The sequence below is a fragment of the Flavobacterium sp. genome, assembly GCF_004295795.1.
GTDB lineage: Bacteria > Bacteroidota > Bacteroidia > Flavobacteriales > Flavobacteriaceae > Flavobacterium.
Window position 1 is genome coordinate 1 of sequence record NZ_SEBR01000024.1, and the last position, 26,525, is coordinate 26,525.

Consider the following 26,525-nt stretch of genomic DNA (forward strand, 5'->3'; position numbering starts at 1 on the left):
CCCGAGAGCGGGAACGGGTGGGACGGAACCTTCAACGGGAAGCCGATGCCGTCGACCGATTACTGGTTCCTGGTCGAGTATCCGGATCCGAGTGGCGCCATGAAAGAATTTAGAGCCCACTTCTCCTTGAAACGTTAAGTTTCGTTTAGACAGGAATAAAGAAACCGCGATCCTAAAAGGTCGCGGTTTTTTGCATTTCAGTTGAATGCAATTGCCGCTAGTTTCAGACAGCCTGACAGAATTTTCATTTTGAAAAACAGCAAAAGTTGCTCACACGAAATATTAGGCACTTCGGCAATTATGGGTTTGCATCGAAATAGAAAACGATTTTGCCCACTGTCTTTTGTTATTCAGGAAATTGGATTTGGCAAATACGTGAAAAGGATTCTTTATTTCTTACATTCATTTCACGTACAAAAAATAATATCGTCGTAAAAAAAGACAAGTCCTTGCAAATTCGCTTTGAGCAAAACGGTATCACTTTGGACAACTTCCATTCCGAAAAAAAAGAAATATAAATACAACTTTCGAAATACAAATTGCCACAAACTTTCATTATTAAGAATCTTCCAAAAAACAGAAACAGTGAACGCTATTTTAAAGTTAGAAGCAGACAGAAATTATATTCCCGCATTGGAAGAGTATCGAAAAGCTTACGCTGAGAATCCGTCAGATTATAGGCTTTGGAGGCATTACTATTTTTTTCTATGGTACCTGACCGTCGAGGATTATCCTTTGGGACTGCAGGATTTTGTCGCCGATCAAAAAATTGCCGATGAACTCAAAGTTCTCGGCGACGAAGGAATAAAAAGACATCGGGGCAACCCTGACGCGTTATTCGTGCTAGGTTACACGATTGGGATTTTTCCATACTTATTCGGAGACTACACGGAATGGGAAAATACGGCAAAGCAGTTTCTCGAAAGCGCACATGTCTTGTCGCCCGAAGACAAAATATACAAACTGGCCTATTTGGGTTCAATTCCTTCCGGAGCTGAAACCGAATATCTTCAAGCATGCAAAACGGCCGCTCCAGAAGTGATTTCAAGGTTCGAAGGCAACGATTTGTTCAATTCCTATTTTAGGGAAGTTCTTTACAGAGCAGAAGGCTCAAACCAATGATAGCAAATCTCGGGATGTTGATGGATTTCGAATAAGGTTTGGCTGGTTTCCGATTTCGACCGACGCATCTAACAAAAGACCATATTATTCTGATAAGATAAAGTCTATTTAGGACTGAAGTGCGTGAAATTTTGTGGCAGAATCGAAAAACCTTTTGTCGGATCATCCCGATTCGTCACTATGAGTTCCTTTTCGCTGACTGAAAGAATCCGGAGCACATTTTTTCCATGGAGTTCGACCTCCACGTGTTTCCGAACCTGGTCGTAGCACCAATTTCCATAAAAAGTACTATCGGCGACACGTACTTGTACTGTGTAATCGGCACGGAAGGTCAGTTCGTAAAACTGAGCGTCGGGGATTTGGTTGCGGTCGATTTTTTTTCCGTCGGAAAACGCGAAGTCCACTTGCCATTTCCTGCATAGCAACTTCGCCAAGAGCTCATTTGAAATGGAGATTTTTTGCGCCGAGGCAAAGTTGACGATAGCAATGCAGCAAAATAATAAGTTATTTTTCATGGTAGCCGATGCCTTTGGAAAAAGATTGGCGATTGAAATGACAACTCCGTGATTGAAGTTTTGAAATTCGCGGCCTAGCCCGGATGTCGCGGTTAGCCATTTGCGGAAAAAGACTTGGTTTTCCCAGGGCGAAACAGCGACCGAAGGAAGCTCGTTTCGCCCTTTGGAAAACCAGGCTTTTTCGAGAAAGCTAATAGCGGACAACCGGATCAGCTTCTAAAAATCATTTTGAGTTATAGGCTTGGAGCGCTGCTTTCAAGATTTCGGCAGAGCGTACCAAATCACCTTTTTTGAGTACATAAGCCATTCTGATTTCGTCTTTTCCGGCGCCCGGAGTCGAGTAGAAACCTGCGGCCGGCGCGACCATTACGGTTTCTCCATTCAAGTCGAAAGATTCGAGCAACCATTGGGCGAAATCGTCGGCGTCGGCGACCGGAAGTTTGGCGATGCAATAGAACGCGCCTTTTGGATTGGCCACGGTCACGCCTTCGATCTTGCTCAATTCCCCGACCAAAATATTCCTTCTCTTGAGGTATTCGGCAGACACTTCGTCGAAATAGCTTTGTGGCGTATCGAGCGCGGCTTCACTGGCAATTTGCTCGAAAGTTGGCGGGCTCAGACGTGCTTGTGCGAACTTCATTGCGGCGGCCATCACATCTTTGTTTTTGGAAACGATGCAACCGATTCTCGCCCCGCACATGCTGTAACGCTTGGAAACCGAGTCGATCATGATCGCATATTCTTCAAGTCCCGGAATGCTCATGACCGAATAATGCGTGCCGCCGTCGTATACGAACTCGCGGTAAACTTCGTCGGCGATCAGGAACAGGTCGTGTTTTTTGACGAGTTCGGCCAATTGCTGCATTTCCTCTTTCGAATACAGATACCCAGTCGGATTTCCAGGATTACAGATCAGGATCGCCTTGGTTTTTGGAGTGATCAGTTTCTCGAAATCAGCGATCGGCGGAAGCGCAAAACCCGTTTCAATACCGGAAATCACAGGAACTACGGTCACGCCCGAAGCGGTCGAAAACCCGTTGTAATTTGCGTAAAATGGCTCGGGAATGATGATTTCGTCTCCTTGGTCCATTGTGCTTCCCATGGCGAATAAAAGCGCTTCGGAACCGCCGGTGGTGATGATTATGTCTTGTGTCTCAACGGCCAAACCTTGCCTAGTGTAATAGGCCGCGAGTTTTTTTCTATAGCTTTCGAAACCTGCCGAGTGACTGTATTCGAGCACTTCCATTTTGACATTGCGAACGGCTTCGAGCGCGAGTTCGGGTGTCTTGATATCGGGTTGGCCAATGTTGAGATGATAGACTTTATGGCCTTTCTTTTTGGCAGCTTCAGAATACGGAACTAGCTTTCTGATTGGCGATTCGGGCATTTGTAGCCCTTTATTCGAAATTTTTGGCATGGGAGCGTGGTTTGAAACGCAAAGTTGCAATTTTTTTGCAAGTTTCGGCAAGGAAATTTTGTGTTTGCATCAGCATTCTGAAAATTAGGGTTAGGAAATTATTAACTTTATAAAAAAACTTGCATGAAGCGTCTGCTGCTTTTTTTGTCGGTTCTCTTGACGGCCAACGTGTCGTTTTCACAGGGGAATTTCCAGTTCGACAAAAAGAGGTCAAAGACGGTCATCCACTTCAACCTGATCAACAATCTCATCATCATTCCGGTTGAATTGAACGGCGTGCGGCTCAACTTTCTGTTGGACACGGGCGTGGAGGAAACCATCCTGTTCAGTCTCGAGGAAACCAAAGAGATCAAATTCGAGAACGTGGAGAAAGTCTGGCTGCGCGGATTGGGTCAGCAGGAATCGATAGAAGGCATGAAATCGTCCGGAAATACGCTGAGATTCGACGATATGTACGATTCCAACCACATGCTTTATATCGTGCTCGATCAGGATTTCAACTTTTCGTCCCACATCGGGATTCCGGTAAACGGCATCATCGGCTATCAATTTTTCAGGAACAACCTCATTGAGATCAATTACGACAGAAAGCGGATCACGATTTTTCACGACACCGAAAAAGCACTGCGGAAAATCAAGCGCAAAATGAAAAGGCTCCCGATTTCTATCGAGCTCAGAAAGCCCTATATTTTTGCCGATGTGCTGCAGCAAAGCGACAATTTGAACGCAAAACTTTTGGTGGATACGGGAAGCGGCGACGCGGTTTGGCTTTTCGAGAATTTGTCCGATGAGATTTTATTGCCCAAGAAGTATTTCGAGGATTTTCTCGGACGCGGATTCAGCGGCGAAATCTTCGGAAAGCGCGGACGCATCAAGAAGTTCGGCATTGCCGGATTCACTTTCGAGGAACCGATCGTCGCTTTTCCGGATGCTGTCTCGGTGCGGCATGTCAATATGGTCAAGGATCGTCTGGGATCGGTGGGAGGCGAGATTCTCAAACGGTTCGTCGTGGTTTTGGATTATCCGAACAAGCAAATGTTCTTCAGCAAAGGAGAAGCGTTTTCGGAAGCTTTCCACTATAATATGAGCGGACTCGAAATCGAGCACGGCGGACTGCAATGGATAAAGGAAACCGTCGAGCTCAACACGAATATGAAAGGGGACGAATACGATGGAAACTTCGAAAAGCGATTCTCCGGATTTCATTATAAATTCGAACTCAAACCGGTCTACAAGATCACAAGCGTGCGAACCGATTCTCCGGCGGCCGAGGCAGGTCTGCAAAAAGGCGACGCGCTTCTGGCGATAAACGGCCGACTGGCTTACAGATACACGTTACAGCAAATCACCGATATGATGCGATCTGAACCCGATAGAGAAGTGGTGATAGAGGTAGAAAGGAACGGCATAAGGATCAACGCGAGTTTCCGACTTCGCAAAATGCTATAAAAAAACCTCCCGAATCGAGAGGTTGTCTAGCATCTTTTAGTCTATCATCAATTATCTATCATCTTTTATCTGAGAACTACTGCATCATAGGACTGGTCTTTTTCTTTTCCAGCAGATTATCCTCTTTCTTGACGATGACTTCGCCTTTGATCTTCAGGGCGATTCTTCCGCCTTCGTAGTTGATCGCATTCGATTCGACTGTGATGGTTTTTCGGATCGGTCCCGGATTCATGTTGTATTTCACGTCGATCTTTCCGGTTTTTCCCGGCATGATCGGTTCTGTCGGTTTCGACGGCACCGTGCAACCACAAGTTGACTGTACGTTTGTGATGACCAATGGCGCGTCTCCCGTGTTCCTGAACTCGAATGAGCGTACGCCGCTGTCGGATTCTTTTGTCACATTTCCGTAATCGACGGTGTTGTCTTTATTCAAGAATTCGATTTTCGGACCGTGTTGCGCCAAAGCAGCTGCGTGAAAGGCGGCGAAAGCCAACAGAAACAAGAATTTTCTCATGGGTGAAATGATTTGGTTCGTAAAAATAGAGTGTTTTAACTTCTGCACAAATTATTACTTCTTAATTTTTTAAAAGGCACATAAACGACTATTTTTGTGCCGCGTCGGTAATTTCAAGAACCGAGCCAAAAAATCAACCCATTACGCTAAACAAAATATGGCTATCCCATCGCAATTTGAGCCTGCAGAAATCGAGAACAAGTGGTATTCGTACTGGATGGAAAACAAGTACTTCCATTCTACTCCAGATCACAGAACGCCTTACACCATTGTAATTCCGCCTCCAAATGTGACCGGTGTGCTGCATATGGGACACATGCTCAACAATACGATCCAGGATGTCTTGATCAGACGTGCACGACTCAAGGGTTTCAACGCCTGTTGGGTTCCTGGAACAGATCACGCCTCGATCGCGACCGAAGCCAAAGTGGTCGACAAACTCAAAAAAGAAGGCATCGACAAAGCCGATCTGACGCGGGAGGAATTTCTCAAACACGCTTGGGAATGGACAGAAAAATACGGTGGCGTAATCCTCGAGCAATTGAAAAAGCTGGGAGCTTCATGCGACTGGGATCGTACCAAGTTCACGATGGATCCTGACATGTCGGCATCTGTCATCAAATCTTTCGTCGATTTGTACAAAAAAGGCATGATCTACCGCGGATACAGAATGGTAAATTGGGATCCGGAAGCCAAAACGACGCTGTCTGACGAAGAAGTCAATTACGAAGAGAGACAAGGTAAACTTTACTTCCTCAACTATAAAATCGAAGGTTCGGAGGAATTCGTGACCGTTGCAACGACGCGTCCCGAGACGATTCTGGGCGACACGGCCGTGTGCGTAAACCCGAACGACGAGCGATTCGCGCATCTGAAAGGCAAAAAAGTGATCGTCCCGATCGCAAACCGCGTCATTCCGATCATCGAAGACGATTACGTCGACATGGAATTCGGAACCGGAGCGTTGAAAGTTACGCCAGCCCACGACGTGAACGACAAGACGTTGGGCGAAAAGCACAATCTCGAGGTTATCGATATTTTCAACGACGATGCTACGCTGAATTCGTTCGGATTGCATTATGCGGGTAAGGACAGATTCGTCGTGCGCGAGGAAATCGAGAAAGAACTCGAAAACATCGGAGCTTTGGCAAAGGTTGAGATCCACAACAACAAAGTCGGCACTTCCGAAAGGACCAAAGCCGTGATTGAACCGCGTTTGAGCGACCAATGGTTCCTGAGCATGGAAGAAATGGTCAAGCCTGCGCTGAAAGCCGTTTTGGAAACCGAGGAAATCAAGTTGTATCCGAAGCGATTCGACAACACTTACCGCCATTGGCTGGAAAACATCCGCGACTGGAACATTTCGCGCCAACTTTGGTGGGGACAACAAATTCCGGCTTATTATTACGGAGATGGAAAAGAGGATTTCGTAGTAGCCGAAACCAAGGAGCAGGCTTTGGAAATGGCAAAGGCCAAAAATCCGAACATAACGGCCGAAACTTTGAAACAAGATGCCGATGCGCTCGACACTTGGTTTTCCTCGTGGCTGTGGCCGATTGCGGTCTTTGGCGGAATACACGATCCGGAGAACGATGATTTCAAGTACTATTATCCAACGAACGATCTTGTGACTGGCCCGGACATTTTGTTCTTCTGGGTTGCCCGAATGATTTTCGCAGGTTACGAATACACTAACCAAAAACCGTTTTCGAACGTTTACCTTACCGGATTGGTTCGCGACAAGCAACGTCGTAAAATGTCCAAATCACTCGGCAATTCGCCAGATCCGCTCGATTTGATCGAGAAATTCGGTGCCGATGGCGTTCGCGTCGGATTGCTTTTGAGCGCCTCTGCCGGAAACGACATTATGTTCGACGAGGAATTGTGCGCCAACGGACGTTCGTTCGCAAACAAAATCTGGAATGCCTTCCGATTGATCAAAGGTTGGGAAGTTTCGGATGCTATCGAAGCTCCGGACGCATCCCAAAAAGCCGTGGCTTGGTTCAACGCCAAATTGCAGCAGACTTTGCTCGAGATCGAAGACCATTTCGAGAAATACCGCATTTCTGACGCATTGATGGCGATCTACAAACTCGTTTGGGACGACTTCTGTTCGTGGTATCTCGAGATGATCAAGCCGGCTTATCAACAGCCGATCGATGCCAAAACTTTCGCGGGCGCGATCGATGCACTCGAGAACGTACTGCGTCTATTGCATCCGTTCATGCCTTTTCTTTCGGAAGAAATCTGGCAATATATAGCCGAACGTTCCACCGAAGAAGCGCTTATCGTCAACCATTGGCCAAAAGCCGAAAGTTTCGACACCAAAATCATCGCCGATTTCGAGTTTGCATCCGAAGTGATTTCAGGAGTACGGACGATCCGCAAAGACAAGAACATTTCGTTCCGCGACGCGATCGAGCTCAAGGTGCTCAACAACGAGAATGCGTCCGACACTTTTCATTCGGTAATCGAAAAACTGACGAATCTGTCAAGTCTCGAATTCGTGAACGAAAAGGTCGACGGAGCGCTTTCTTTCCGCGTCAAATCGAACGAGTATTTTATTCCGGTAACGGGAAATATCGACGTCGCGGCCGAAATCGAGAAATTGAGCGAGGAATTGAAATATACGCAAGGTTTTCTGAGATCGGTTCAGGGCAAACTTTCGAACGAGAAATTCGTGAGTGGCGCGCCAGAAGCCGTAATCGCCAACGAGCGCAAGAAAGAAGCCGATGCGTTGGCCAAAATCGCCACGATCGAGCAAAGTCTGACTTCGCTGAAATAAGAATCGGATTCCGGCCAATATCGGAACAAATTAAATAAGACTTCTCTTTGGATCGACTTCGGTTGTCCATCGAGAAGTTTTTTTTGAATGAAAAAGCCACGAATGCACGAATAGATGATATTCGCGCAGTCGTGGCCTGATTATAACGTGGGAATTTTAAGGCTTTTCTCGGTCTCGTACTCGGCGTCTGCAACTGCAACTGCTTCTGCAACTGCCACTATTTTTTAATGGCTGCTTCATATCGGGCCGAAACCTTCTCCCAGTCAACCAAATTGAAAAAGTTGGAAATGTATTTCTTGCGTCGGTATTGGTAGCCGAGGTAATATGCGTGTTCCCAAACGTCGATCGCCAAAATCGGAGTGCCTTTCACGGGCATTCCCGGCATTAAAGGATTGTCCTGATTCGCAGTGGCGCAAACCTGCAATTTTCCGGCTTTATCGGTCACCAACCAAGCCCAGCCTGAACCGAATTGTCTTTCGGCTGCGTCTTCCAATTTAGTTCGGAACAGGTCGAACGAACCGAAATCGCGTTTGATCGCATTGGCCAAAGTGTCTTTTGGAGCGCCTTGCGATTTGGCGCGAAGTGTCTCGAAATAGAGCGTGTGGTTGTAATAGCCGCCAAGGTTGTTTCTCAAATCGGTGTCCGACATATTGAGTTTCTTGAAGATTTCCTCTATTGGAAGTTTGGCGTTTTCGGTGCTGTCGAGCAGTCGGTTGAGATTGTTCGTGTAAGTCAGATAGTGGCGTCCGTAGTGCATTTCCATGGTCATCGCGTCCAGATTCGGAGCCAATGCGTCGTAGGCGAACGGCAGTTTGTACATCGAGAAAGCGCCTTCGTCGGCCGAAACGTCTTCGGGTTTGCCAATCGTCATTTTTTCTTCGGCAGCCGGAAGCGGCACTTCGACGACCTCGGTGAGTTTTTTCTGCTGACACGAAAAAAGTACAGCCGAAAAAACGAAAAGCAAAACTGCGGACTTTCTCATGTTAGCGGTGCTGGAGCGATTCGACGAGTTCGATGTAAAGGCGTTTGGCTTCGTCGGGTGCCATATTCCGGATCTGCATCCACGCATTTGTCTTGAAAGCATTGCGCAAATCGATTCCCGAATTCACGTTCATCGATGGCTGCGTGAGTGAACCTTGTTTGTAGTAGGCGTAAAGGCGCAATTGCGTGTCTTGCGGCAAATCGGCTTGTGACATGGCAGATGCGAGGGCAAAAGCTTCCTGAAAGCGTGTATTTAGATCTTGGTCAGACATTCTTCGAAGCGATGACCGTTTTGTTCCCGATAGCTTTCTGCCCGAGTTTTACGTCGATTTTGGTTCCGACGGGAAAGTACAAGTCGACGCGCGACCCGAATTTGATGAATCCGGCGTCTTCGCCTTGCACGGCCTGCATGCCTTCCTGAGCGTAATTCACGATTCTCTTGGCGAGCGCACCGGCAATCTGTCGGTACAAAACTTCCCCGAAAATGCGGTTTTCGATCACGACAGTCGTCCTTTCGTTTTCCGTACTCGCTTTCGGATGCCAAGCCACAAGATATTTTCCCGGATGGTATTTGCTGAATTTCACTTTTCCGTTCAACGGATAGCGCGTTACGTGTACGTTTATCGGAGACATGAAAATCGACACCTGAAGGCGTTGATCCTTGAAATATTCGCCTTCGTACACTTCTTCGATCACGACGACTTTTCCGTCCACGGGAGCAGTTACGATAGAGTCGTCTGGGTTGTGAAACCTTTTCGGATTCCTGAAAAACTGCAGGATCATGATCAAAAAGAACAATCCTGCGAGCATTACGGTCATGCGCAACCACGCGATGTCTTTGAGAAAATAATCTGTCGTTAGCAATAGCGCCACGAAAAGTGTCGTTGAAATCAGGATTATTTTTCCGCCTTCCTTATGAAACATAAAAAACGATTTGATAAAACAAAAATACGAATGGAGCTACAAATATAACACTATCGAGGCGATCCAGTATACCTCCGTGACCGGGCATGATGCGTCCGCTGTCTTTTACGCCGGCAATTCTCTTGAATTTGGACTCGACCAAATCACCTATCGTACCCACGTAACTCACTATGGTTGCGATGACAAGCCAAAAAAGTATGGGTTCCTTGACAAGCCAGATCGCGATCGGGATTGCGAAAAGAAGTGCGAAAATCCACCCTCCAAAAAATCCTTCGACGGTCTTTTTCGGAGAAACGCTCGGCAAAAGTTTGCGCTTTCCGAAGCCTTTTCCGACAAGAAACGCGAAAGTGTCGTTCGACCAGATGAGCGCGAAAATCGAAATGATGACTTCGGGTCTGAATTGGCCTTTCTCGAATGGCAGTTTGGTGATGAAAACCATCGGAAGCACGACGTATCCGATAAGGTAAACATATTTGGTGGTTTTGTCCAATCCGATGAATTTCGACGAAAACAAGAATAGTAGTAGTCTGACTGAGACGTAAATCGTTGGAACAAGCAAAGCCAATTCCATCATGTTGGACAAAGGCAGACTTGTAAAAAGGAAATAAAGTAAGGCCGAAGTAAGTAACGGTCCGAGTTTTGGAAGCTGCGTCAATTCGCAGAATTCGAAAACAGCCAGCAATAAAAAAATCCCGAAAAGCGCAACAAAGCTCATTGGGAACAAAGCACAACCGACTAAAATAACGATGTAAACCGCCCCGGAAAGCGTCCTGGTTAAGGTTTCATTCATACTAAAGGTCTTCTAGAAGCAGCAAATATAGGTTTTTGGGAGCGCTTCCGTATTGAAGGAAATCCTCTTCTTTCGCTTTTTCGAAGTATTTTATGGTCGTAATGTTGGTAGGGTAATCTGTTTCGTACTTTTTCTTGATGGCGCGAAGTCCGTCGCTTTTCGATTCCAGTATTTGGCTTGTAGTGGCCAAAATGACGATGTTCGAAGGAAGATCGTTTGGCTTGTTCTGCTTGATCTGTTTGGATGAAAATAGGATGGAACCTTCGTCGGCGACGAGGTTTTCGCAAGACGCGAGCAGGAATTTGGGCTCGGGCAGATTTCCGTGGTGGACGTTGTTGTCGTCAAGCATGCTGAACAATTTCTGCTCATAACACATCGCTTCAGACTCGAACCAATCGTTTTCCTCAAGGATATTCTCAAATTGTTCGTGAACCTCGTCGAGATTTTCGCAATAGATGAATTTCCCGCCGTTGCGCTTGAAATTGGAAGTGAACAATTCATCTACAGGCATATTTGGCTGCGCCTGAGGACGATACTCACTTTCGTTTTCATCGCCATGTGGTTCGTTTCCCGAACCGAAAATCTTCCTGAAAAGGCTCATATAATCTGACGTTTCCTAGCGTTCGAATTCACCCAAAGATAAAAAAATCTTAATTCAAAAAGTTTTCGAATTAAGATTTTTGTAAAAATAAGGCTATATAATTACAGGCTTGTCTCTTCCTGCAAATTTTTGTCAAATGGGCGTTTGCCGAAAATGTTTTCAAGGTCGTCCTTAAAGATGACTTCCTTGTCGATCAAGATGTCGGCCAACTGGAACAATTTCTCTTTGTGCTGCTCCAAAATATCGATGGCGCGTTGGTATTGGCTTTCAATCAACACGGAAATTTCCTTGTCGATGATCTGGGCCGTATCCTCAGAATAAGGCTTCGAGAAATTATAGTCCGTTTGTCCCGTGGAATCGTAATACGTCACATTTCCAACCTTGTCGTTCAAGCCGTAGATCGTCACCATCGCACGAGCTTGTTTGGTCACTTTTTCAAGATCGGACAAAGCTCCGGTGGAAATCTTGTTGAACGTCACTTTCTCTGCAGCACGTCCGCCCATCGTGGCGCACATTTCGTCGAGCATTTGATCCGGACGCACAATCAGTCTTTCTTCGGGCAAGTACCAAGCCGCCCCAAGACTTTGTCCGCGCGGAACGATCGTCACTTTTACAAGCGGAGCCGCGTGTTCAAGCATCCAGCTTACAGTTGCGTGACCGGCTTCGTGGATCGCGATGGCGCGTTTTTCGTCGGGAGTGATGATCTTGTTCTTTTTTTCGAGTCCGCCGACGATTCTGTCCACGGCATCAAGAAAATCCTGTTTGTCGACCGCAAGTTTGTTTTTACGGGCAGCGATCAAAGCAGCTTCGTTACAGACGTTTGCGATATCGGCCCCGGAAAAACCTGGCGTCTGTTTGGCGAGGAAGTCGGTATCGAGATTTTCGACCTTTTTTAGCGGACCGAGGTGTACTTCGAAGATTTCTTTCCTTTCCCTGATGTCCGGAAGATCCACGAAAATCTGCCTGTCAAAACGTCCGGCGCGCATCAGGGCTTTGTCCAGGACGTCTGCGCGGTTTGTGGCCGCAAGAACGATTACGTGAGAATTTGTTCCGAAACCGTCCATTTCCGTAAGGAGTTGGTTCAAGGTATTTTCGCGTTCGTCGTTCGATCCGGAGAAATTGTTTTTTCCACGGGCGCGCCCAACGGCATCGATCTCGTCGATAAAGATGATTGCAGGCGATTTTTCCTTGGCTTGCTTGAACAGGTCGCGAACACGCGAAGCTCCGACGCCAACGAACATTTCCACGAAATCGGATCCCGAGAGCGAGAAAAACGGAACTTTCGCTTCACCGGCGACCGCTTTCGCAAGCAGCGTTTTTCCGGTTCCCGGCGGTCCTACCAGCAAGGCACCCTTCGGAATCTTGCCGCCCAAACTCGTATATTTCTCAGGGTTTCGAAGGAATTCGACGATTTCCTGTATTTCTTCTTTCGCGCCTTCCAATCCGGCAACGTCCTTGAATGTTGTCTTGATGTCGGTCTTTTCGTCGAACAAGCGCGCTTTCGATTTCCCGATGTTGAAAATCTGTCCGCCGCCGCCCGGTCCGCCTGCCGACATTCTTCTCATGATGTAGATCCAGATGGCCACGATCACAAAAACCGGAAGCAAGGTCAGGAAGATGTCCGTCCAATTGCTTTTGGGCTGGAACTGGAAATCTCGCAGTTTCTTGTCGGCTACTGCCTGATCGAGATTTTTCTGGAAAATCTCGTCGTTACCGATTTCCAAGGTGTAGTGCGGGCCTTTGTTTTCGCGGTCGAAAAGATCTTTGGAAACTTTCTTGTTCGCCGGTTCCTTCAACGCTGCCGGTTTGAGGAAAACCTCACATTCGGTCTTGTTGAAGATCACCACTTTGTCAACATCTCCTTTTTCAAGCAACGCATTGAATTGCGGCAAACTTATTTTTTTTGGTTCCTGGAAGGCAGAATCGCCGTTCATCGTGAAAATCGCAAGGAAAATCAAGATGACAACTACATAGAGCAACCACGGATTGAACCTCATTTTTGGGGTCGGGTTATTATTTTCTTGGGCCATTTAGCTTAATGGGATTAGAATTTGTTTTCGATACTGGTGATCTTTGCGTCTCCCCACAAGCTTTCGATGTCGTAGTATTCCCTGATTTGCTTCTGGAACACGTGAACGACGATGTGAACGTAGTCCATAAGAACCCATTCACCGTTTTCGGCGCCTTCAACATGCCACGGTTTTTCGTGAATTTCCTTGGAGACCGACTTTTGTATCGAATTGACAATGGCGTTGACCTGAGTGTTGGAATTACCGTTGCAGATCACGAAATAATCGCAGGCTGAATTCTCGATTTCCCTCAGGTCGAGAATGTCGATATCGTTGCCTTTTACGTCTTCGATTCCTTTGATGATGAGTGACAGCAGGATATCGTTATTGTTTGTCTTTTTCGCCATTTAACAATTTTATATAAGTTCGCAAAGTTACCATTTTTTGTCGTTAATTTTGACACTTAACAAAAGATTAAAAACAGTATTTCACTCGGTTGCCATGCGATTAATCAAACTCGATGCCATCGGTTCCACCAACGATTATTTAAAAGATTTGGCCAAGGCCGAAAACCTTTCCGAATTCACGATCGTGACGGCCGAAACCCAAACTGCCGGACGCGGCCAAAGAGGCGCAACCTGGATAGTTGAACCAGGCAAGAATCTGACTATGAGTGTTTTTGTGAAGGTTCAGATGTCGGAAACTACACAATTGTTCGCGCTGAATGCTGCTGTTGCGCTGACGATTCTTGAGGTGCTGAAAACGTTCGGCATACCGGAATTGAGCCTAAAATGGCCAAACGACATAATGTCAGGTCGCACAAAAGTTGGCGGAATCCTTATAGAAAACAGTGTCAAAACTGACAATTCGGTAGCTTCGGTGATCGGAATCGGACTCAACGTCAACCAGACGGATTTCGAAGGATTGCCAAATGCAAGTTCGTTGGCGTTGGTTTCAGGCGTTTTTTTTGAAAAAGACGAAATCTGTATCCACATTGCATCGGCTTTGGAAAAACGATTGGAAGTCTTCGAAAAGACATCGCAGAAAATCTGGTCAGATTATCAGCAAAACCTCTTCCGAAAAGGAAAACCGACGCTTTTTCAAGACCTTTCCGGCGACAAATTCATGGGAATTATCGCAAACGCCACAAAAGAAGGCTTGCTCGAAATAAAGCTCGGGGACGATTCCATAAAATCGTTCGGGATCAAGGAAGTGACGATGCTTTATTGATCGACGGGAAAGTAAAGTGTAAAGATGGAACCGAGTCCAGTTTCGCCTTTTGCCTCGATGAATCCGCCGTGCGTCTGCATGATTTTCTTGCACAAAGCCAATCCTACGCCAGAACCTTTGTACTCGGCGTGTGAGTGCAATCTCGTGAAGATGTTGAAAATGCTGTCGGCAAATTTTTGGTCAAAACCGATGCCGTTATCGCTCACTGAAATCGCCTCGAACAACTTTTCGGGACTTGCAGGATTGATGTTGTTGCGTTGCCCCAAATACGAAATAGAAATGTTTGGAGCGACTTCCTCGCGACTGTATTTGATGGCATTCGAGATCAGATTCGAGAAAAGTTGCTTCAGCAAAAACAGGACACCTTTGATTTCGGGCAATTTGTCCACGCTGATCTCGGGATTTTTCTCGACGGCCAATTCCTTGAGTTCTTCTATCGTCTGACTGACCATTTCAGATAGCTCGACAGGTTCGAACGTGCCTTTCGTATGCTGGATTCTCGTGTATTTGAGAATGTCGATGAGCAAAGTCTGCATGCGGTTGGCCGAATTGTTCATGCGAACCAGCGAATCCAATACTTCGGGAGAAATATCTAGATCTTTCGACAGCAAACGAGAAGCCATCAATTGGATTTTTCGCAGCGGTTCCTGCAAATCGTGCGTCGAAATCCAGTTGATGTTCTCGAGTTCGGAATTGGTTTCGGCCAAAATCCGGTTCAGTTCGAGATTGCGTCGGCTTTCTTCGGTAAGCAAGATCAGGCTCATTTGGCGCTGCAACGAGTGTGCGTAGTTCGCCGCCGAATTGAGTTCGGGGTTTTGCCACGGCTTACTTTGGTATTTGACGAATTCCTTCCATAGCTCAAACGACATTCTGGGCGACAAACCTTTGGCGTCTTTCACGATCGCTTTCGACGGATCGCCCGCCCAATGCACTTCCGTAACAGTTTCGGGACGATACCAAATCACGCAACTTTCCTCGTTCGTGCCAAGCGAGTGGTAGATTATTCCGGGTACTTTTTGACACAATTCGGGTTTGTCCGGCAAATGTCCCAGCAATTTGTCGGTGAAAAGTTGTCCGCCGTTCGTATAATGGAAAAGCCAGTTCGAAAGTTCGTTGATGTCTTCGATCTCAGGAACCGATCCGGCCGTGAAAATCTCGCCTCCAAACTTTATGGAAACGCCGCTGGCATTACACAAATCGAGCATTTCAGGAAATTCGACAACGCGCTCGAAAGCCTCGGGTTTCGGCAAAAGGCGCAAGGCATTGAGTCTTTCCAAAGCCGCATTCGTCTTTCTCGAAACCTCATATTCCTCATAAGACTGTCGCACGTCGATTTGCGAGGTCAGGAAATTTCCCTGCAATTGTGCCGCAAGCCGAATTTCCGGCGTAAGATTTTTCGGGGAATAATGGTGGCAGGCGATCAATCCCCAAAGTTTTTTCTGGTGGATCAAAGAAATCGTCAATGTCGCGCCAACGCCCATATTCTGAAGGTATTGGATGTGGATAGGCGAGGTGCTTCTCAAAACCGAATGGCTCAGATCGAGATTCTTGCCGTGAGCGTCGTCAACGGTAAATATCGGAACAGGCTTGTATCCGATATCCGAAATAAGGCGCAAAAGGTTCTTGAGGTAAAGTTCGCGCGCCTGCACAGGAATGTCGGTATGCGGATAATGCAAGCCGTGGAAAGGTTCGAGGTCGTCCCTTACGCATTCGGCAAAAACTTCCCCGTTGTAATCCTTGTCGAATCTGTAAACCATCACGCGGTCGTAACCTGTGATTTCACGCGTTCCTTCGGCCACGAGCTGGCAAAGTTCCTTGAGTGTGTGGGTTTCGTTCATGTACGACAAAAACTGAGAAGTCTGGTCGTAGATGCTTGACATCGGAAGCTCGTTGTAAGCGATCGGTTCGGCTTCGACGATAAAGGTCGCATCGCTTTTGTGAACCGTGCATCCGAAAGTGCTTCCGCCAAAATCTAGCTTGAGCGGAGAACTCCACATGGCGTGGCTCAGGTAATCCTTGAGTTTTTGAAGTTGTTCGTCCCCAAAAGCCGCATCGAAAGATTTTCCTAGCAGTTCACCATGAGGCGTATGGATGTAATCGATTGTATTGGCGCTGCAAAAATCGATGTTGAAATTGTCTGATTTCAGGCCTAGAAGGAAACCGTGAGGCTGGATGCTTCCGGGAATATGTATGGGTTCGTGCTCACAGTTGGTGAGGTTGACGATTTCCCGGTTCACGATGTCCTTGATCTTCATCAGGCGCTCAAATGTTTGTGGATAGCTTCGAAAGCGTGGTTGGCGCCGGCGATGATCTGGTTTTCTGAATTTGTTTTCGACGCGAATCCGGTCATTTCGTTGAGGAACGATTTCCACATGCTTCCGGTTTTGTTGCCGTAGCCCGCAAAATACGTCGCTCCCGCATTTTCGTCGAGACCGAGATTGGCTTGTATGTTTTTGAGGATGAATCGTCCGCCCAAAGTCGAACCTTCCACGACATAAGCAATTCCTAGGTTGAAAGCTTTATCGTTTGTGGTCTCAAAAGGATTTTTCCCGTCAAGCGGAATCGTGCCTCCGATATGACTCAGGTCGTTCGCGAGATCTTTGGCTTTTTTCCTGTCGGATAAATCGCTGATGATCGTCGAGATTTTCGGATGCACTTCAGTTTCCAGAGCCGAAACGACTTCAAACATCAATTTGAGATAGTCGGCATATTCTTCTTTGGTGACTTCGGGCTTCAAGATCGCGGCCGAAACCGGAATGCGTTCCAAGGCCGTGTGGGCGTCTGTAGTTTCATTCCTGAGTCTTTCCAAAAAGGAAACCGAGGCGGTAGTGTCTGAATTCATATAAAAATTAGGCGGCGTAGACGAAATTGTCGGCCGTGGTTTTGTGGTTTTTCCAATCGATGCTCATCGCAAATTCGATCGATTTTTTGAGGTTAGGAAAATTTCCGGACTTCTGAACAAAGAAACTCGCACCCAAATTGCGGCTGCGATCTATGATGACCTGATCGTTCGATGTCGTGAACATGATCACCGGAAGTTTCGAGAAATTGTTGGTTTTTCGCACTTTTTCGAGTACGTCGAATCCCGTCAATCCGGGCATATTGATATCCAAAAAAATCAAATGTGGTCTTGGTGGCGGATTTTGCAAAATGTCCAACAAAGCCTCGCCACTGTTGAGCGTAACAAGTTCGATGTGCCGATCAAGGCTCTCGGTTGCTTCCCTGAAGAATTCCAGATCCTCGACATCGTCGTCGGTGTAAAAAATGGTAAGATTTGAATCTGTTTTCATTTGGTGCTGTTGCTGCATTACCGACAAATATAGCCAAAACACGAAGCTTGTGATGTTACAAAATTCCCATTTTATGGCCGAAATTGTAGATTGTCGAACGATTTCGCAACAAAAGTAAACAAAAGGCGAAATGCAAAAAAAAGCCCTTCCGAAGGGAAAGGCAAAATTTTAGCCGAACGTCGATTTACAACTTGTGCATATTGGCGGCCAATGTCTCGATAAATTTGCTGATCGGACCTTTGACCATCATGGCCATCATCGCATTGAATTCGCCTTCGAAGAAAAGTTGGATATCCGATTTGTCCTCGGCAACCGCATCGATCTTCGCCTCGAGGCTAAAAGGCAATTTATCGCTCGCCGCTCCAAGTTTTACGTAAGTGGGAGCGGTTTGTTCCTTGAGTCGCAACTTGATTTCGGGCATGCCCTTCAAGGCGAAAATAAACGAATCTTCTCCCGTCAATTCGAACTTGGCGATAGATTCTGGCATCAGTTTCTCGAAGTTTTTGACCTCGGTCAATTGTTCGAAAATGTAGTGTGCTGGTTTCGCTACGGAAACTTTCGGGCTTTCTAGATTCATAGGTCAGATTATGCTTCGACGCCCCATTCCGCCGGATTGGAATTCCATTCCTTCAACGTTTCGAGCTCGTTTTCAGTGATATATTTTTTGGTCACGGCGAGGTTCAACAGATTCTCGTAGTTGCTCAAAGTGTAAAGATCGACGTTGGCACCCTTGAAGTTTTCGGCCGCGACCGGAAATCCGTAAGTAAAAATCCCTACCATTCCCTTGATCGTGGCTCCGGCTTCTCTCAAGGCTTCAACGGCCATCAGGCTGCTTTTTCCCGTCGAGATCAGATCTTCTACGATCACGACACTTTGTCCTTTCTGCAAAAAGCCTTCGACCTGATTCTGGCGTCCGTGTTTTTTTGGTTCCGGACGAACGTATACGAACGGAAGCCCCAGATATTCGGCAACCAACATCCCGATCCCGATAGCGCCTGTGGCAACACCGGCAATCACATCGGGTTTTCCGAACTGTTTTTCGATTTGTTTCGAGAATTCCTCACGAATGTAGTTTCGGATAGGAGGAAACGACAAAACCATTCGATTGTCGCAGTAAATTGGAGATTTCCAACCCGAAGCCCAAGTGAAAGGATTTTTCGGATTCAATTTTATTGCATTTATTTGCAAAAGCAATTCTGCGGTTTTTTCGGCTGTATCTTTATTGAAAATCATACTGCAAATGTATAAAGTTTTTGTTAACGACAAACCTCTTTTCCTGACTGGAGAGATACAAAAGGAGACCGATTTCCAACTGTTTTTGTTGGAAGGCATTGACTTTACGCAGCTTATCTCGAAGCTGTTCTCGAACAAGGTCAAGAAAGCTTACCTGTATCATCCCGACGAAAAGGAAATGCTCAAGGCGATCAAGGCCAAAATTCCGGTGCAAAAGGCCGGAGGCGGACTCGTTTACAACAAAAAAGGCCAGGTTTTGTTCATCTTCCGGAACGGGAAATGGGATTTGCCAAAAGGCGGACTCGAAAAAGGCGAGAAGATCGAGGAAACGGCCATGCGCGAAGTCGAGGAAGAAACCGGCGTCGGCAAGCTTACGATCGTGCGGAAACTCCAAAAAACCTACCACGTCTTCAAGCGAAACGGACGCTACAAACTCAAAGTCACGCACTGGTTTGAGATGAAATCGAACTTCGAAGGCACGCTGCATCCGCAACTTGAGGAAGGCATCGAGAAAGTCGCCTGGCTAAACCCTGAAGACATCGAGCAGGCGCTGCACAATTCTTACGAGAACATCAAATTGCTTTTTGAGGAGCAAACGGCGGGCTGAAGGGTCGAAAATCAAATTCCAAATCCTAAAACTGAACCTATACATCTGTTTATACATCGGGATTTCTATCAGCGACGAGTGTAAATCGTTGACAATTCAACAGCGAAACTCTTTCATTCGATAGCTTAGCCGCGAATTCGCGAATTAAACTCAGCTAGTATATAGATTCGCGAATTCGCGGTTAAAAGTATTTGTCAGCTTTCAGAAAAGGCTTTCATTCGTTTATTCGTGGCTTAAATATCTCCATGTATTCAAGACGTAGAGTTTCGATATTGTTACAAGTCCAAATCCTTGAAATCCATAAAGCTTAGCGCAAATCGGTGTAAATCCGTGGCAAAAAAAGCGAAGCCGATTAATTATGTATTAAGCCACGAATTCACGAATTAAACTCAGCAAGTATATAAATTCGCGAATTCGCCGTTTGAAAGTGTTTGTCAGCTTTCAGAAAAGGCTTTCATTCGTTTATTCGTGGCTTAAATATCTCCATGTATTCAAGACGTAGCGTTTCGATATTGTTACAAGTCCAAATCCTTGAAATCCATAAAGCCTAGCGCAAATCCGTGTAAATCCGTGCATCCGTGGTAAAAAAGCGAAACCAATTCATTACACGTTAAGCCACGAATTCACGAATTAATCCCAGCAAGTATAAAAATTCGCGAATTCGCGGTTAAAGTATTTGTCAGTTTTCAGAAAAGGATTTCATTCGTGTACTCGTGGCTTAAATATCTCCATGTATTCAAGACTTAGAATTTCGATATTGTTGCAAGTCCAAATCCGTGAGATCCAGAAAGCTTAGCGCAAATCGGTGTAAATCCGTGGCAAAAAAAGCGAAGCCGATTAATATGTGTTAAGCCGCGAATTCGCGAATTAAACTCAGCAAGTATATAAATTCGCGAATTCGCGGTTAAAGTATTTGTCAGTTTTCTGAAAGCCTTCATTCGTGTATTCGTGGCTTAAATATCTCAGCCTATTAAATGTGGGGTTTCGTCATAGTATAAGCCCAAATCGGTGATATCCACAAAGCACAGTGCAAATCCGGGAAATCTGTGTAAATCCGTGCATCCGTGGCAAAAATGCGAAGCCAATTCGTTACACGTTAAGCCACGAATTCACGAATTATGTTCAGCGCGCATGTAAATTCGCGAATTCGCGGTTTGAAAGTGTTTGTCAGCTTTCATAAAAGGCTTCATTCGTGTATTCGTGGCTTAAATCATTAATTCCTAAGATTTCGATATCGTAACAAGTCCAAATCCGTGACATCAAAAAAGCGAAGCGCAAATCCGTGAAATCGGTGAAAATCCGTGTATCCGTGGCAAAAAAAAAGGCGAAGCCGTCAAAAAAACATCACTTTTCGAAAAATTCCCGAAATTCGTAGATAGAATTTTGAACAACGAACAACGAACAACGAACAACGAACAACGAACAACGAACAACGAACAGCGAACAGCGAACACCAACAACGAACAACGAATTTGAAATAATGGCCTACGAAACCAAAACCAAAATCACCCAAGTGCCCGTCGAGCAATTCATCTCGAACCTCGAAGACGAAACCAAAAGAGACGAAGCGCGCCGTCTTGTCGAGCTTTTCGAGGCTGCAACAAAACTTCCGGCGCACATGTTCGGGCCAACGATAATCGCCTTTGGAACTTATCATTACAAATACGATTCCGGGCACGAAGGCGACGCGCCATTGGCGGCATTCGCACCGAGAAAGGCCAATCTGGTGTTCTATTTTTCATCCGAATTCAACGGACGCGAAGCCTTGCTCGAAAAACTCGGCAAACACAAAGTCACCAAAGGCTGCGTTTACGTCAAACGGCTTTCGGACATAGACGAATCGGTTTTGTCGCAAATGATCGTCGCATCGGCGGAACATACCAAAAAAATGTATCCGTAATGCAGGATTTCCTGAGAAAGCATTTTGAGAAGATTATAAAGTTGTCTGACGACGAATTCGCTTTCGTACTGTCACATTTTACCGAAAAATTTCTGCGCAAGGGCGATTTTCTCATCCGCGAAAGCGAACAAAACGTTCCGAATTACTTTATCGTTTCGGGCTTGACCAAACTTTCGGCAAAAGATTCGAACAATACCGAACACGTCGTCACCTTCGCCATGGAAGATTGGTGGGAAACCGACAGTGACGCGTTTTTCAGGCAGACGCCGGCCACGATGCAAGTGCAATGTCTCGAAGACACGGCCGTTTTCTGCCTGACATTCCCAAACTATAGAAAGCTTTGCGACGCTTTGCCCAAAATGCAGCATTTCTTCCTTGAGAAATCGATCGCTTCGCACATTGCCGGCCAAAAACGCATCCTTGCCCTTACGACGATGACTGCCAAGGAACGCTTTGAACAACTTTTGGCGCAGCGTCCGATTTTGTTCCGACGCCTTCCGAAATCACTGCTCGCGTCCTATCTCGGCGTCACCAGAGAAACCCTGAGCCGGCTTTCCTCTTAACATTTCCTATTGCCGAATGTGCGTTTTGTCACGCGCGATTTTTGCGATCGCCACCGAAATTTGTACCATAATTCTAAAACAACGATTATGGAAAAGACACACACCAATCCGTGGAAATGGCAAGACGCAAGAAATTACGTCCAAGCCGTAGAGGTAAAAAACGTGACCGGAACGCTTTACGTATCGGGACAAACCGCGATTTCAGACGATGGGATTTCGAGCGATGCAGACATGAGAACCCAAATTGCACTGGCAATCGCCAACCTCGAAAAAGTCATAACGCAAGCGGGTTACGAAGTGAAAAACATCGCAAGGCTGAACATTTTCACAACGGATCACGACGAGTTCTTCAACGATTTCGACGTGTTCCAGGATTGGGTTTCGGCCAACGGAATCAAGACTACGATCACGTGTCTGCAAGTCGTAAAATTGTTCGAAACCTTGAAAGTGGAGTTGGAGGCGACTGTTGTCAATTAATAATTAATAATTATCAATTGGAACCCAGCTTTTGCCAGATTCCTGATTTTTTCAATTGCGCGATTGCCTGCCCGAGCTTTCCTTCTTCAGCGCCAAAATCGTTCTCATTGCCTTCCAGTTTGAGGATCAGGCGGTCGCCATTGCAATGCTGACGGCTCAAAGTCAGCCCTTTTTTTGGCGCGGGTTCGGCCTTCTCGAAATAAAAAGGTGCCTCGGTTTTGGTCGAATCTGCTTCTTTTTCCCAATTTGTTTCCTGAACGATCATTTCTCCTTCATAGGTCATTTCGATTTTGGAACCTACGATTCTGTAAGTGCCTTTAAGGAAAGAATCGCCTTCGAGGCAATAGGCGATCACGACAAAACGCGAGTCGTCGAGGAATAGAAAGTCCGATCCGCAGCAGTCGCATTCGGCTATGATTTCGCAGGTTTCGGCATTGAATTCCGGTCCGAACGAGAACGCTTTTCCGCTTACGTCAGCAATCGCAAGTGGTTTTTGAGTTGATTCCGATGGCTTTCCTTCGGTATTTTGAACCGATTTTTCTTTGCCGCAACCGATAAAAAGCGACAAAACGGCTAAGGCGACTATTTTTTTCATGGTGAGACGATTCGATAAACCGGATACTGCAAATGCGCTTTTTCGTAATGTTCCGAATGTTTGTAAACCCAGTCGAGTTGCGCTTCGGGGTTTTTGGCGAACTCCGCGTCAGAGGCGCATTTGGCATCCAACTGTGACTTCAAATCTTGATTTTTGCGAAGGATTTCCGCGGCCAGATCTTCGAAAACATAATCGGAAAAACCTTCCTTTTGTTGCAGGATTGTGTCGAAGAAATTCCAGTTGAAAAACGAATCTCCGGCTTCGGGTTCGAGGGTTTCGACGAGATATTTCACGCCTTTTTGCCTTGTCGGATACAAGAAATCGCCAGCTCGGAACTTTACTGTCGCTTTCGCGGACGTGACTTTCGTGTTCCGGTGGTTGTAATGACCTTCGTAAGCGTTAGGATTCGTCTTGTACTCGGCGATTTTATAGCTTTCGACTTCGATTGTCGTATCGTTTTCGATGCGTCTCGACTCGATTCCGTTGGCGGCCAAAAGTTTGTTGACGTTCCACCAGCCTTGCGGAATCACGTAAAATTCCGGAATGACGATTTCTTTTACAGGTTTGTATTCCTTGAAGAACGGAATCGTCTTTTTGAACGGTTTCTTTCTATCGTAGTACAATCTTTCGCCCGTCGTGACGTCGCTCTTCTTATACGAGCCTTCGTATCCGAGAAACTCGAGTTTTTCCACTTTGGCCGAATCGATAGCCCAGGAAATCGGATATTTCGCGCCCGGAACGAATTCCTTGGCGTTTTCGCGACGTCTGGCCTTGATTTCACCCGAATTTTTATCGGCGAAAGCCAAGGTCGAAACCATGAATTCATAAGTCGCCTTGACGCGTTTGTCGTACTTTTTGAGCATGTGCGTCTCGACTACGAATCCGATGGAATTGAAAAGCGAAGTATAACCTGTGGCATATCTTGGCGAATCGTCGAATTGCGCAAACCCGTGTTTGTCAGGCGTTTCGCCCCAAGCATTCACATAAGGCGTGCTTTCGATTTTCTTCTTTTTGAGGTCCGAAACCAGGCTTGGCGTCATTTCCTTGTTGAGATAATCGCCGAGACTTTTGCCCAATCGATTGTGATTGGTCATGATGTAGGTGAGCACATATTGGTAATCGGCTCCGTTGCTGACGTGATTGTCGATAAAAATTTCGGGGTCGAGCAATTGGAAGAATTTCGCGAATCCCCAAGAATTTCCCGTGTCGGCTTTGATGAAATCGCGGTTCAGGTCGTAATTGCGCGAGTTGCCGCGAAAGCCGTATTCTTCGGGTCCGTCCTGATTCACTCTTGTAGTCGAATTCCTGTTGAGGTAACCGCCGATGTTGTAAACCGGAATCGTCGCGAGAATGACGTTCTTAGGTGCTTTGATTTTTCCCGTGGCCAGATCGCGGAATAGCGCCATCGTGGCATCGATTCCGTCGGGTTCGCCTGCGTGGATGCCGTTGTTTATGAGAATGACGGTTTTCTTGTGTTCGGGATCGAAGAAGATTTTGTCGGGATCGAAAATTACGAGTTGCAGCAATTCGCCGCTGTCGTCGGGACGTCCGTCGTTGATTGAAATCGTCTCGAAATTGGCCGCGAGGTCGTCGTAAAACGCCACGACTTGCCCATAAGTCGCCGATTGGTTGCCGTTTCCTTTCTCGAATGGCGTCTTGAAATCTGGTTTTTGTCCGAAGAGAAAAATCGGAAAAAGGAATACTAAGAAAAGTATGTTTCTCATAGGGCCGACTCGGAAACTTTTACATTTAACATTAAGGACATTAAGAACATTAAGAACAATAAGAACATTAAGTTTAATTCTCCAATTGAAATCAAGTTTAAATGAAGCCTGCTATTGGCTTCCCTAATGGACTTAATGAACTTAATGGTTAACTATTTGTTACCTGAAACCCGAACCGCCTCCGGAACCAAAACAGTATAATCACCACCATTCCTCAAAACATCGCGGACGATAGATGAACTGATGTAAGAAGTCTTGGCCGCGGTCAAAAGGAAAACGGTCTCGATTTTTGACAATTGCCTGTTGGTGTGCGCGATGGCTTTCTCGAACTCGAAATCGGCGGGATTGCGAAGGCCGCGAAGTATGAATTTCGCCCCGAGTTTTTTGCAAAGATCGATGGTCAGTCCTTCGTAAGTGATCACGGAAACTTTGGGTTCGTCCTTGAAACTTTCCTCGATGAAGCGAAGGCGTTCTTCAAGGCTGAACATGTATTTTTTCTCGGCATTTACACCAATGGCAACCACGATTTCGTCGAATAGTGGAATGCCGCGTTTGATGATGTCGTAATGTCCGTTCGTGATCGGGTCGAACGAACCCGGGAATATTGCTTTTCTCATGTTGTATCGGATGTCAAAAGTCGCCCTTAGGATGACCTTTCGTTTTGCTATAATCTGCAATCTGTTTCGGAACGTCTGCCACTGCTACTGCTTCTGCCACTGCCACTGCCACTGCTTCTGCTACTGCCACTGCTTCTGCCACTGCAACTATTTCCCGGCCAAAGCCAGTTCGATAGCATTGGTAAACAACTCTTCCAAAGAAATCCCGGCGGCGCGAGCCTGTTGCGGAATCAAGCTTTCAGTAGTCAAACCCGGAATCGTGTTCATTTCAAGCATATGAGGTTCGCCGTCGACGATAATGAATTCGGAACGCGAAAAACCTTTCATCTTCAAGACTTCATAAGCTCTTTTGGCCGTCTGGCGGACTTTTTGCGCGAGTTCATCCGAAATTCGAGCCGGCGTGATTTCCTGTGATTTTCCGAGATATTTGGCCTCGTAATCGAAAAAGTCGTTCTCGGACACGATTTCGGTGATCGGCAAAACGATGATTTCGCCCTGATAATCGATCACTCCAACCGAAACTTCAGTGCCGTCGAGGAAACTTTCTACGATGATCTCGTTGTCTTCCTTGTAAGCGATTTCAATGGCGATGGGCAATTCGGCTTCGGTCTTGACTTTCGAGATTCCGAAACTCGAACCGGATTTGTTCGGTTTCACGAAACATGGAAGTCCGACCTTATTCACGATTTCGAACGTCTCGAAATGATCGCCTTTGTTCAGGTAAAACGAAGTCGCGGTCTTGATTCCGTAAGGTTTCAGCACTGATAGAAGATCGCGTTTGTTGAATGTCAAGGCCGCTTGGTAGTAATCGCAGGAATTCTGCGGAATTCCCAAAAGCTCGAAATAGGCCTGGAGCAATCCGTCTTCACCCGGAGTGCCGTGAATGGCGTTGAAAACCGCGTCGAACTTGACTTTTTCGCCGTTTACGACAACCGAGAAATCGTTTCGGTCGATCGGGAATTCCTGATTGTTTTCATCCACATAAACCCATTTTTCCCTGAAAATATGGATGCGATACCCGACGTAGCGCGTTTTGTCCAAATAGTCGTAAACCACGTTGCCGCTTTTTAGGGAAATTTCAAATTCACTCGAATAACCGCCCATCACAATGGCAATTTTTTTCATCTGTATTCGTTTTAGGTTCAAAGTTGGTGTCGGATTTCCGGATAAACCCAGATGCAC

The 26,525-nt window shown here is 46.3% G+C and carries 29 protein-coding genes; 10 read left to right on the plus strand and 19 right to left on the minus strand.

Annotation, left to right across the window (positions count from 1 at the left end):
* From EOO49_RS16370 to EOO49_RS16380, 3 genes are all read left to right on the plus strand, one after another.
* Positions 1-138, plus strand: a 138-nt coding sequence (locus EOO49_RS16370) for a T9SS type B sorting domain-containing protein (RefSeq protein ID WP_290845401.1), incomplete at its 5' end; no start/stop codon positions are given.
* 447 nt (positions 139-585) lie between these two features.
* Positions 586-1,122 carry a hypothetical protein gene (locus EOO49_RS16375; protein WP_290847658.1) on the plus strand — a complete coding sequence of 179 codons (537 nt, stop codon included), beginning with the start codon at positions 586-588 and terminating at the stop codon, positions 1,120-1,122.
* A gap of 227 nt (positions 1,123-1,349) precedes the next feature.
* Positions 1,350-1,544, plus strand: a complete 195-nt coding sequence (locus EOO49_RS16380; protein ID WP_290847660.1) for a hypothetical protein — start codon at positions 1,350-1,352, stop codon at positions 1,542-1,544.
* Positions 1,545-1,860: 316 nt separating this feature from the next.
* On the opposite strand, the gene EOO49_RS16385 is transcribed toward EOO49_RS16380, so the two are convergent.
* Complete coding sequence (locus EOO49_RS16385; protein ID WP_290847662.1) at positions 1,861-3,054, minus strand: pyridoxal phosphate-dependent aminotransferase; 1,194 nt, start codon at positions 3,052-3,054, stop codon at positions 1,861-1,863.
* A 123-nt stretch (positions 3,055-3,177) separates the two neighbouring features.
* On the opposite strand from EOO49_RS16385, the gene EOO49_RS16390 reads away from it, so the two are divergent.
* Positions 3,178-4,503, plus strand: a complete 1,326-nt coding sequence (locus EOO49_RS16390; RefSeq protein WP_290847664.1) for a PDZ domain-containing protein — start codon at positions 3,178-3,180, stop codon at positions 4,501-4,503.
* A 76-nt stretch (positions 4,504-4,579) separates the two neighbouring features.
* On the opposite strand, the gene EOO49_RS16395 is transcribed toward EOO49_RS16390, so the two are convergent.
* On the minus strand, positions 4,580-5,017 hold the full coding sequence (locus EOO49_RS16395) for a DUF1573 domain-containing protein (RefSeq protein ID WP_290847666.1): 438 nt from the start codon (positions 5,015-5,017) through the stop codon (positions 4,580-4,582).
* Positions 5,018-5,174: 157 nt separating this feature from the next.
* Between EOO49_RS16395 and EOO49_RS16400 the strand changes: the two genes are divergently transcribed.
* Positions 5,175-7,802 carry a valine--tRNA ligase gene (locus tag EOO49_RS16400; RefSeq protein WP_290847668.1) on the plus strand — a complete coding sequence of 876 codons (2,628 nt, stop codon included), beginning with the start codon at positions 5,175-5,177 and terminating at the stop codon, positions 7,800-7,802.
* Between the two features lie 217 nt (positions 7,803-8,019).
* Here the strand turns inward: EOO49_RS16400 and EOO49_RS16405 are convergent, their stop codons facing one another.
* The 7 genes from EOO49_RS16405 to rsfS form a co-directional block, all read right to left on the minus strand.
* Complete coding sequence (locus EOO49_RS16405; protein WP_290847670.1) at positions 8,020-8,784, minus strand: superoxide dismutase; 765 nt, start codon at positions 8,782-8,784, stop codon at positions 8,020-8,022.
* A 1-nt stretch (position 8,785) separates the two neighbouring features.
* Positions 8,786-9,055, minus strand: coding sequence for an acyl-CoA-binding protein (locus tag EOO49_RS16410; protein WP_290847672.1), 270 nt, complete (start codon positions 9,053-9,055; stop codon positions 8,786-8,788).
* Positions 9,048-9,707 carry a phosphatidylserine decarboxylase family protein gene (locus EOO49_RS16415; protein ID WP_290847674.1) on the minus strand — a complete coding sequence of 220 codons (660 nt, stop codon included), beginning with the start codon at positions 9,705-9,707 and terminating at the stop codon, positions 9,048-9,050. The genes EOO49_RS16410 and EOO49_RS16415 overlap by 8 nt, the downstream gene beginning before the upstream one ends.
* Positions 9,697-10,497, minus strand: a complete 801-nt coding sequence (locus EOO49_RS16420) for a phosphatidate cytidylyltransferase (RefSeq protein ID WP_290847676.1) — start codon at positions 10,495-10,497, stop codon at positions 9,697-9,699. Before EOO49_RS16420 ends, EOO49_RS16415 begins: the two co-directional genes overlap by 11 nt.
* Before the next feature lies 1 nt (position 10,498).
* Positions 10,499-11,098: a lactate utilization protein B/C gene (locus EOO49_RS16425; protein ID WP_290847678.1), complete on the minus strand. Its 600-nt coding sequence runs from the start codon at positions 11,096-11,098 to the stop codon at positions 10,499-10,501.
* Positions 11,099-11,199: 101 nt separating this feature from the next.
* Positions 11,200-13,128 carry an ATP-dependent zinc metalloprotease FtsH gene (ftsH, locus tag EOO49_RS16430; RefSeq protein WP_290847680.1) on the minus strand — a complete coding sequence of 643 codons (1,929 nt, stop codon included), beginning with the start codon at positions 13,126-13,128 and terminating at the stop codon, positions 11,200-11,202.
* Positions 13,129-13,142: 14 nt separating this feature from the next.
* Positions 13,143-13,514, minus strand: coding sequence for a ribosome silencing factor (rsfS, locus tag EOO49_RS16435; RefSeq protein ID WP_290847682.1), 372 nt, complete (start codon positions 13,512-13,514; stop codon positions 13,143-13,145).
* Positions 13,515-13,608: 94 nt separating this feature from the next.
* On the opposite strand from rsfS, the gene EOO49_RS16440 reads away from it, so the two are divergent.
* Complete coding sequence (locus EOO49_RS16440) at positions 13,609-14,337, plus strand: biotin--[acetyl-CoA-carboxylase] ligase (protein WP_290847684.1); 729 nt, start codon at positions 13,609-13,611, stop codon at positions 14,335-14,337.
* Here the strand turns inward: EOO49_RS16440 and EOO49_RS16445 are convergent.
* The 5 genes from EOO49_RS16445 to pyrE all read right to left on the minus strand — a co-directional run bounded on the left by EOO49_RS16445 (position 14,331) and on the right by pyrE (position 18,860).
* Entirely contained in the window at positions 14,331-16,592 is a 2,262-nt protein-coding gene (locus tag EOO49_RS16445; RefSeq protein WP_290847686.1) for an ATP-binding protein, read from the minus strand. The genes EOO49_RS16440 and EOO49_RS16445 overlap by 7 nt on opposite strands.
* Positions 16,592-17,179 (minus strand): biliverdin-producing heme oxygenase, encoded by a 588-nt coding sequence (locus tag EOO49_RS16450; protein WP_290847688.1) that lies wholly within the window; start codon positions 17,177-17,179, stop codon positions 16,592-16,594. The genes EOO49_RS16445 and EOO49_RS16450 overlap by 1 nt, the downstream gene beginning before the upstream one ends.
* A 7-nt stretch (positions 17,180-17,186) precedes the next feature.
* Positions 17,187-17,627, minus strand: coding sequence for a response regulator (locus tag EOO49_RS16455; protein WP_290847690.1), 441 nt, complete (start codon positions 17,625-17,627; stop codon positions 17,187-17,189).
* Positions 17,628-17,811: 184 nt separating this feature from the next.
* Positions 17,812-18,204: an SRPBCC family protein gene (locus EOO49_RS16460; protein WP_290847692.1), complete on the minus strand. Its 393-nt coding sequence runs from the start codon at positions 18,202-18,204 to the stop codon at positions 17,812-17,814.
* Between the two features lie 8 nt (positions 18,205-18,212).
* Positions 18,213-18,860 (minus strand): orotate phosphoribosyltransferase, encoded by a 648-nt coding sequence (pyrE, locus tag EOO49_RS16465; protein WP_290847694.1) that lies wholly within the window; start codon positions 18,858-18,860, stop codon positions 18,213-18,215.
* A gap of 7 nt (positions 18,861-18,867) precedes the next feature.
* Between pyrE and EOO49_RS16470 the strand changes: the two genes are divergently transcribed.
* The 4 genes from EOO49_RS16470 (at position 18,868) to EOO49_RS16485 (ending at position 22,407) form a co-directional block, all read left to right on the plus strand.
* Positions 18,868-19,467, plus strand: coding sequence for an NUDIX domain-containing protein (locus tag EOO49_RS16470; RefSeq protein ID WP_290847696.1), 600 nt, complete (start codon positions 18,868-18,870; stop codon positions 19,465-19,467).
* 1,480 nt (positions 19,468-20,947) lie between these two features.
* Positions 20,948-21,367 (plus strand): DUF1801 domain-containing protein, encoded by a 420-nt coding sequence (locus EOO49_RS16475; RefSeq protein WP_290847698.1) that lies wholly within the window; start codon positions 20,948-20,950, stop codon positions 21,365-21,367.
* Positions 21,367-21,930, plus strand: coding sequence for a Crp/Fnr family transcriptional regulator (locus EOO49_RS16480; protein WP_290847700.1), 564 nt, complete (start codon positions 21,367-21,369; stop codon positions 21,928-21,930). Before EOO49_RS16475 ends, EOO49_RS16480 begins: the two co-directional genes overlap by 1 nt.
* A gap of 87 nt (positions 21,931-22,017) precedes the next feature.
* On the plus strand, positions 22,018-22,407 hold the full coding sequence (locus EOO49_RS16485) for a RidA family protein (RefSeq protein ID WP_290847702.1): 390 nt from the start codon (positions 22,018-22,020) through the stop codon (positions 22,405-22,407).
* A 13-nt stretch (positions 22,408-22,420) separates the two neighbouring features.
* Here EOO49_RS16485 and EOO49_RS16490 read toward each other — a convergent pair whose 3' ends face one another.
* The 5 genes from EOO49_RS16490 to EOO49_RS16510 form a co-directional block, all read right to left on the minus strand.
* Positions 22,421-23,002, minus strand: a complete 582-nt coding sequence (locus tag EOO49_RS16490) for a hypothetical protein (RefSeq protein ID WP_290847703.1) — start codon at positions 23,000-23,002, stop codon at positions 22,421-22,423.
* Complete coding sequence (locus EOO49_RS16495) at positions 22,999-24,726, minus strand: M14 family metallopeptidase (protein ID WP_290847704.1); 1,728 nt, start codon at positions 24,724-24,726, stop codon at positions 22,999-23,001. The genes EOO49_RS16490 and EOO49_RS16495 overlap by 4 nt, the downstream gene beginning before the upstream one ends.
* 152 nt (positions 24,727-24,878) lie before the next feature.
* A complete protein-coding gene (gene coaD, locus EOO49_RS16500) occupies positions 24,879-25,343 on the minus strand; it encodes a pantetheine-phosphate adenylyltransferase (RefSeq protein ID WP_290847706.1) in 465 nt (154 codons plus the stop codon).
* A 13-nt stretch (positions 25,344-25,356) separates the two neighbouring features.
* On the minus strand, positions 25,357-25,485 hold the full coding sequence (locus EOO49_RS16505; RefSeq protein WP_290847709.1) for a hypothetical protein: 129 nt from the start codon (positions 25,483-25,485) through the stop codon (positions 25,357-25,359).
* A 5-nt stretch (positions 25,486-25,490) separates the two neighbouring features.
* Positions 25,491-26,468, minus strand: a complete 978-nt coding sequence (locus EOO49_RS16510) for a D-alanine--D-alanine ligase (RefSeq protein ID WP_290847710.1) — start codon at positions 26,466-26,468, stop codon at positions 25,491-25,493.
* Positions 26,469-26,525: the final 57 nt, after the last annotated feature.

Excerpts from the sequence above, each read along its gene's own strand:
- EOO49_RS16475 (WP_290847698.1), top strand. The coding sequence starts at position 20,948 with ATGGCCTACGAAACCAAAACCAAAATCACCCAAGTGCCCGTCGAGCAA.
- coaD (WP_290847706.1), bottom strand. The coding sequence starts at position 25,343 with ATGAGAAAAGCAATATTCCCGGGTTCGTTCGACCCGATCACGAACGGA.
- EOO49_RS16400 (WP_290847668.1), top strand. The coding sequence starts at position 5,175 with ATGGCTATCCCATCGCAATTTGAGCCTGCAGAAATCGAGAACAAGTGG.
- EOO49_RS16415 (WP_290847674.1), bottom strand. The coding sequence starts at position 9,707 with ATGTTTCATAAGGAAGGCGGAAAAATAATCCTGATTTCAACGACACTT.
- EOO49_RS16470 (WP_290847696.1), top strand. The coding sequence starts at position 18,868 with ATGTATAAAGTTTTTGTTAACGACAAACCTCTTTTCCTGACTGGAGAG.
- EOO49_RS16490 (WP_290847703.1), bottom strand. The coding sequence starts at position 23,002 with ATGAAAAAAATAGTCGCCTTAGCCGTTTTGTCGCTTTTTATCGGTTGC.
- EOO49_RS16445 (WP_290847686.1), bottom strand. The coding sequence starts at position 16,592 with ATGAAGATCAAGGACATCGTGAACCGGGAAATCGTCAACCTCACCAAC.
- EOO49_RS16440 (WP_290847684.1), top strand. The coding sequence starts at position 13,609 with ATGCGATTAATCAAACTCGATGCCATCGGTTCCACCAACGATTATTTA.
- rsfS (WP_290847682.1), bottom strand. The coding sequence starts at position 13,514 with ATGGCGAAAAAGACAAACAATAACGATATCCTGCTGTCACTCATCATC.
- EOO49_RS16405 (WP_290847670.1), bottom strand. The coding sequence starts at position 8,784 with ATGAGAAAGTCCGCAGTTTTGCTTTTCGTTTTTTCGGCTGTACTTTTT.
- EOO49_RS16460 (WP_290847692.1), bottom strand. The coding sequence starts at position 18,204 with ATGAATCTAGAAAGCCCGAAAGTTTCCGTAGCGAAACCAGCACACTAC.
- EOO49_RS16455 (WP_290847690.1), bottom strand. The coding sequence starts at position 17,627 with ATGAAAACAGATTCAAATCTTACCATTTTTTACACCGACGACGATGTC.
- EOO49_RS16485 (WP_290847702.1), top strand. The coding sequence starts at position 22,018 with ATGGAAAAGACACACACCAATCCGTGGAAATGGCAAGACGCAAGAAAT.
- EOO49_RS16420 (WP_290847676.1), bottom strand. The coding sequence starts at position 10,497 with ATGAATGAAACCTTAACCAGGACGCTTTCCGGGGCGGTTTACATCGTT.
- EOO49_RS16385 (WP_290847662.1), bottom strand. The coding sequence starts at position 3,054 with ATGCCAAAAATTTCGAATAAAGGGCTACAAATGCCCGAATCGCCAATC.
- ftsH (WP_290847680.1), bottom strand. The coding sequence starts at position 13,128 with ATGGCCCAAGAAAATAATAACCCGACCCCAAAAATGAGGTTCAATCCG.
- EOO49_RS16380 (WP_290847660.1), top strand. The coding sequence starts at position 1,350 with ATGGAGTTCGACCTCCACGTGTTTCCGAACCTGGTCGTAGCACCAATT.
- EOO49_RS16510 (WP_290847710.1), bottom strand. The coding sequence starts at position 26,468 with ATGAAAAAAATTGCCATTGTGATGGGCGGTTATTCGAGTGAATTTGAA.
- pyrE (WP_290847694.1), bottom strand. The coding sequence starts at position 18,860 with ATGATTTTCAATAAAGATACAGCCGAAAAAACCGCAGAATTGCTTTTG.
- EOO49_RS16450 (WP_290847688.1), bottom strand. The coding sequence starts at position 17,179 with ATGAATTCAGACACTACCGCCTCGGTTTCCTTTTTGGAAAGACTCAGG.
- EOO49_RS16480 (WP_290847700.1), top strand. The coding sequence starts at position 21,367 with ATGCAGGATTTCCTGAGAAAGCATTTTGAGAAGATTATAAAGTTGTCT.
- EOO49_RS16410 (WP_290847672.1), bottom strand. The coding sequence starts at position 9,055 with ATGTCTGACCAAGATCTAAATACACGCTTTCAGGAAGCTTTTGCCCTC.
- EOO49_RS16390 (WP_290847664.1), top strand. The coding sequence starts at position 3,178 with ATGAAGCGTCTGCTGCTTTTTTTGTCGGTTCTCTTGACGGCCAACGTG.
- EOO49_RS16495 (WP_290847704.1), bottom strand. The coding sequence starts at position 24,726 with ATGAGAAACATACTTTTCTTAGTATTCCTTTTTCCGATTTTTCTCTTC.
- EOO49_RS16425 (WP_290847678.1), bottom strand. The coding sequence starts at position 11,098 with ATGAGCCTTTTCAGGAAGATTTTCGGTTCGGGAAACGAACCACATGGC.
- EOO49_RS16395 (WP_290847666.1), bottom strand. The coding sequence starts at position 5,017 with ATGAGAAAATTCTTGTTTCTGTTGGCTTTCGCCGCCTTTCACGCAGCT.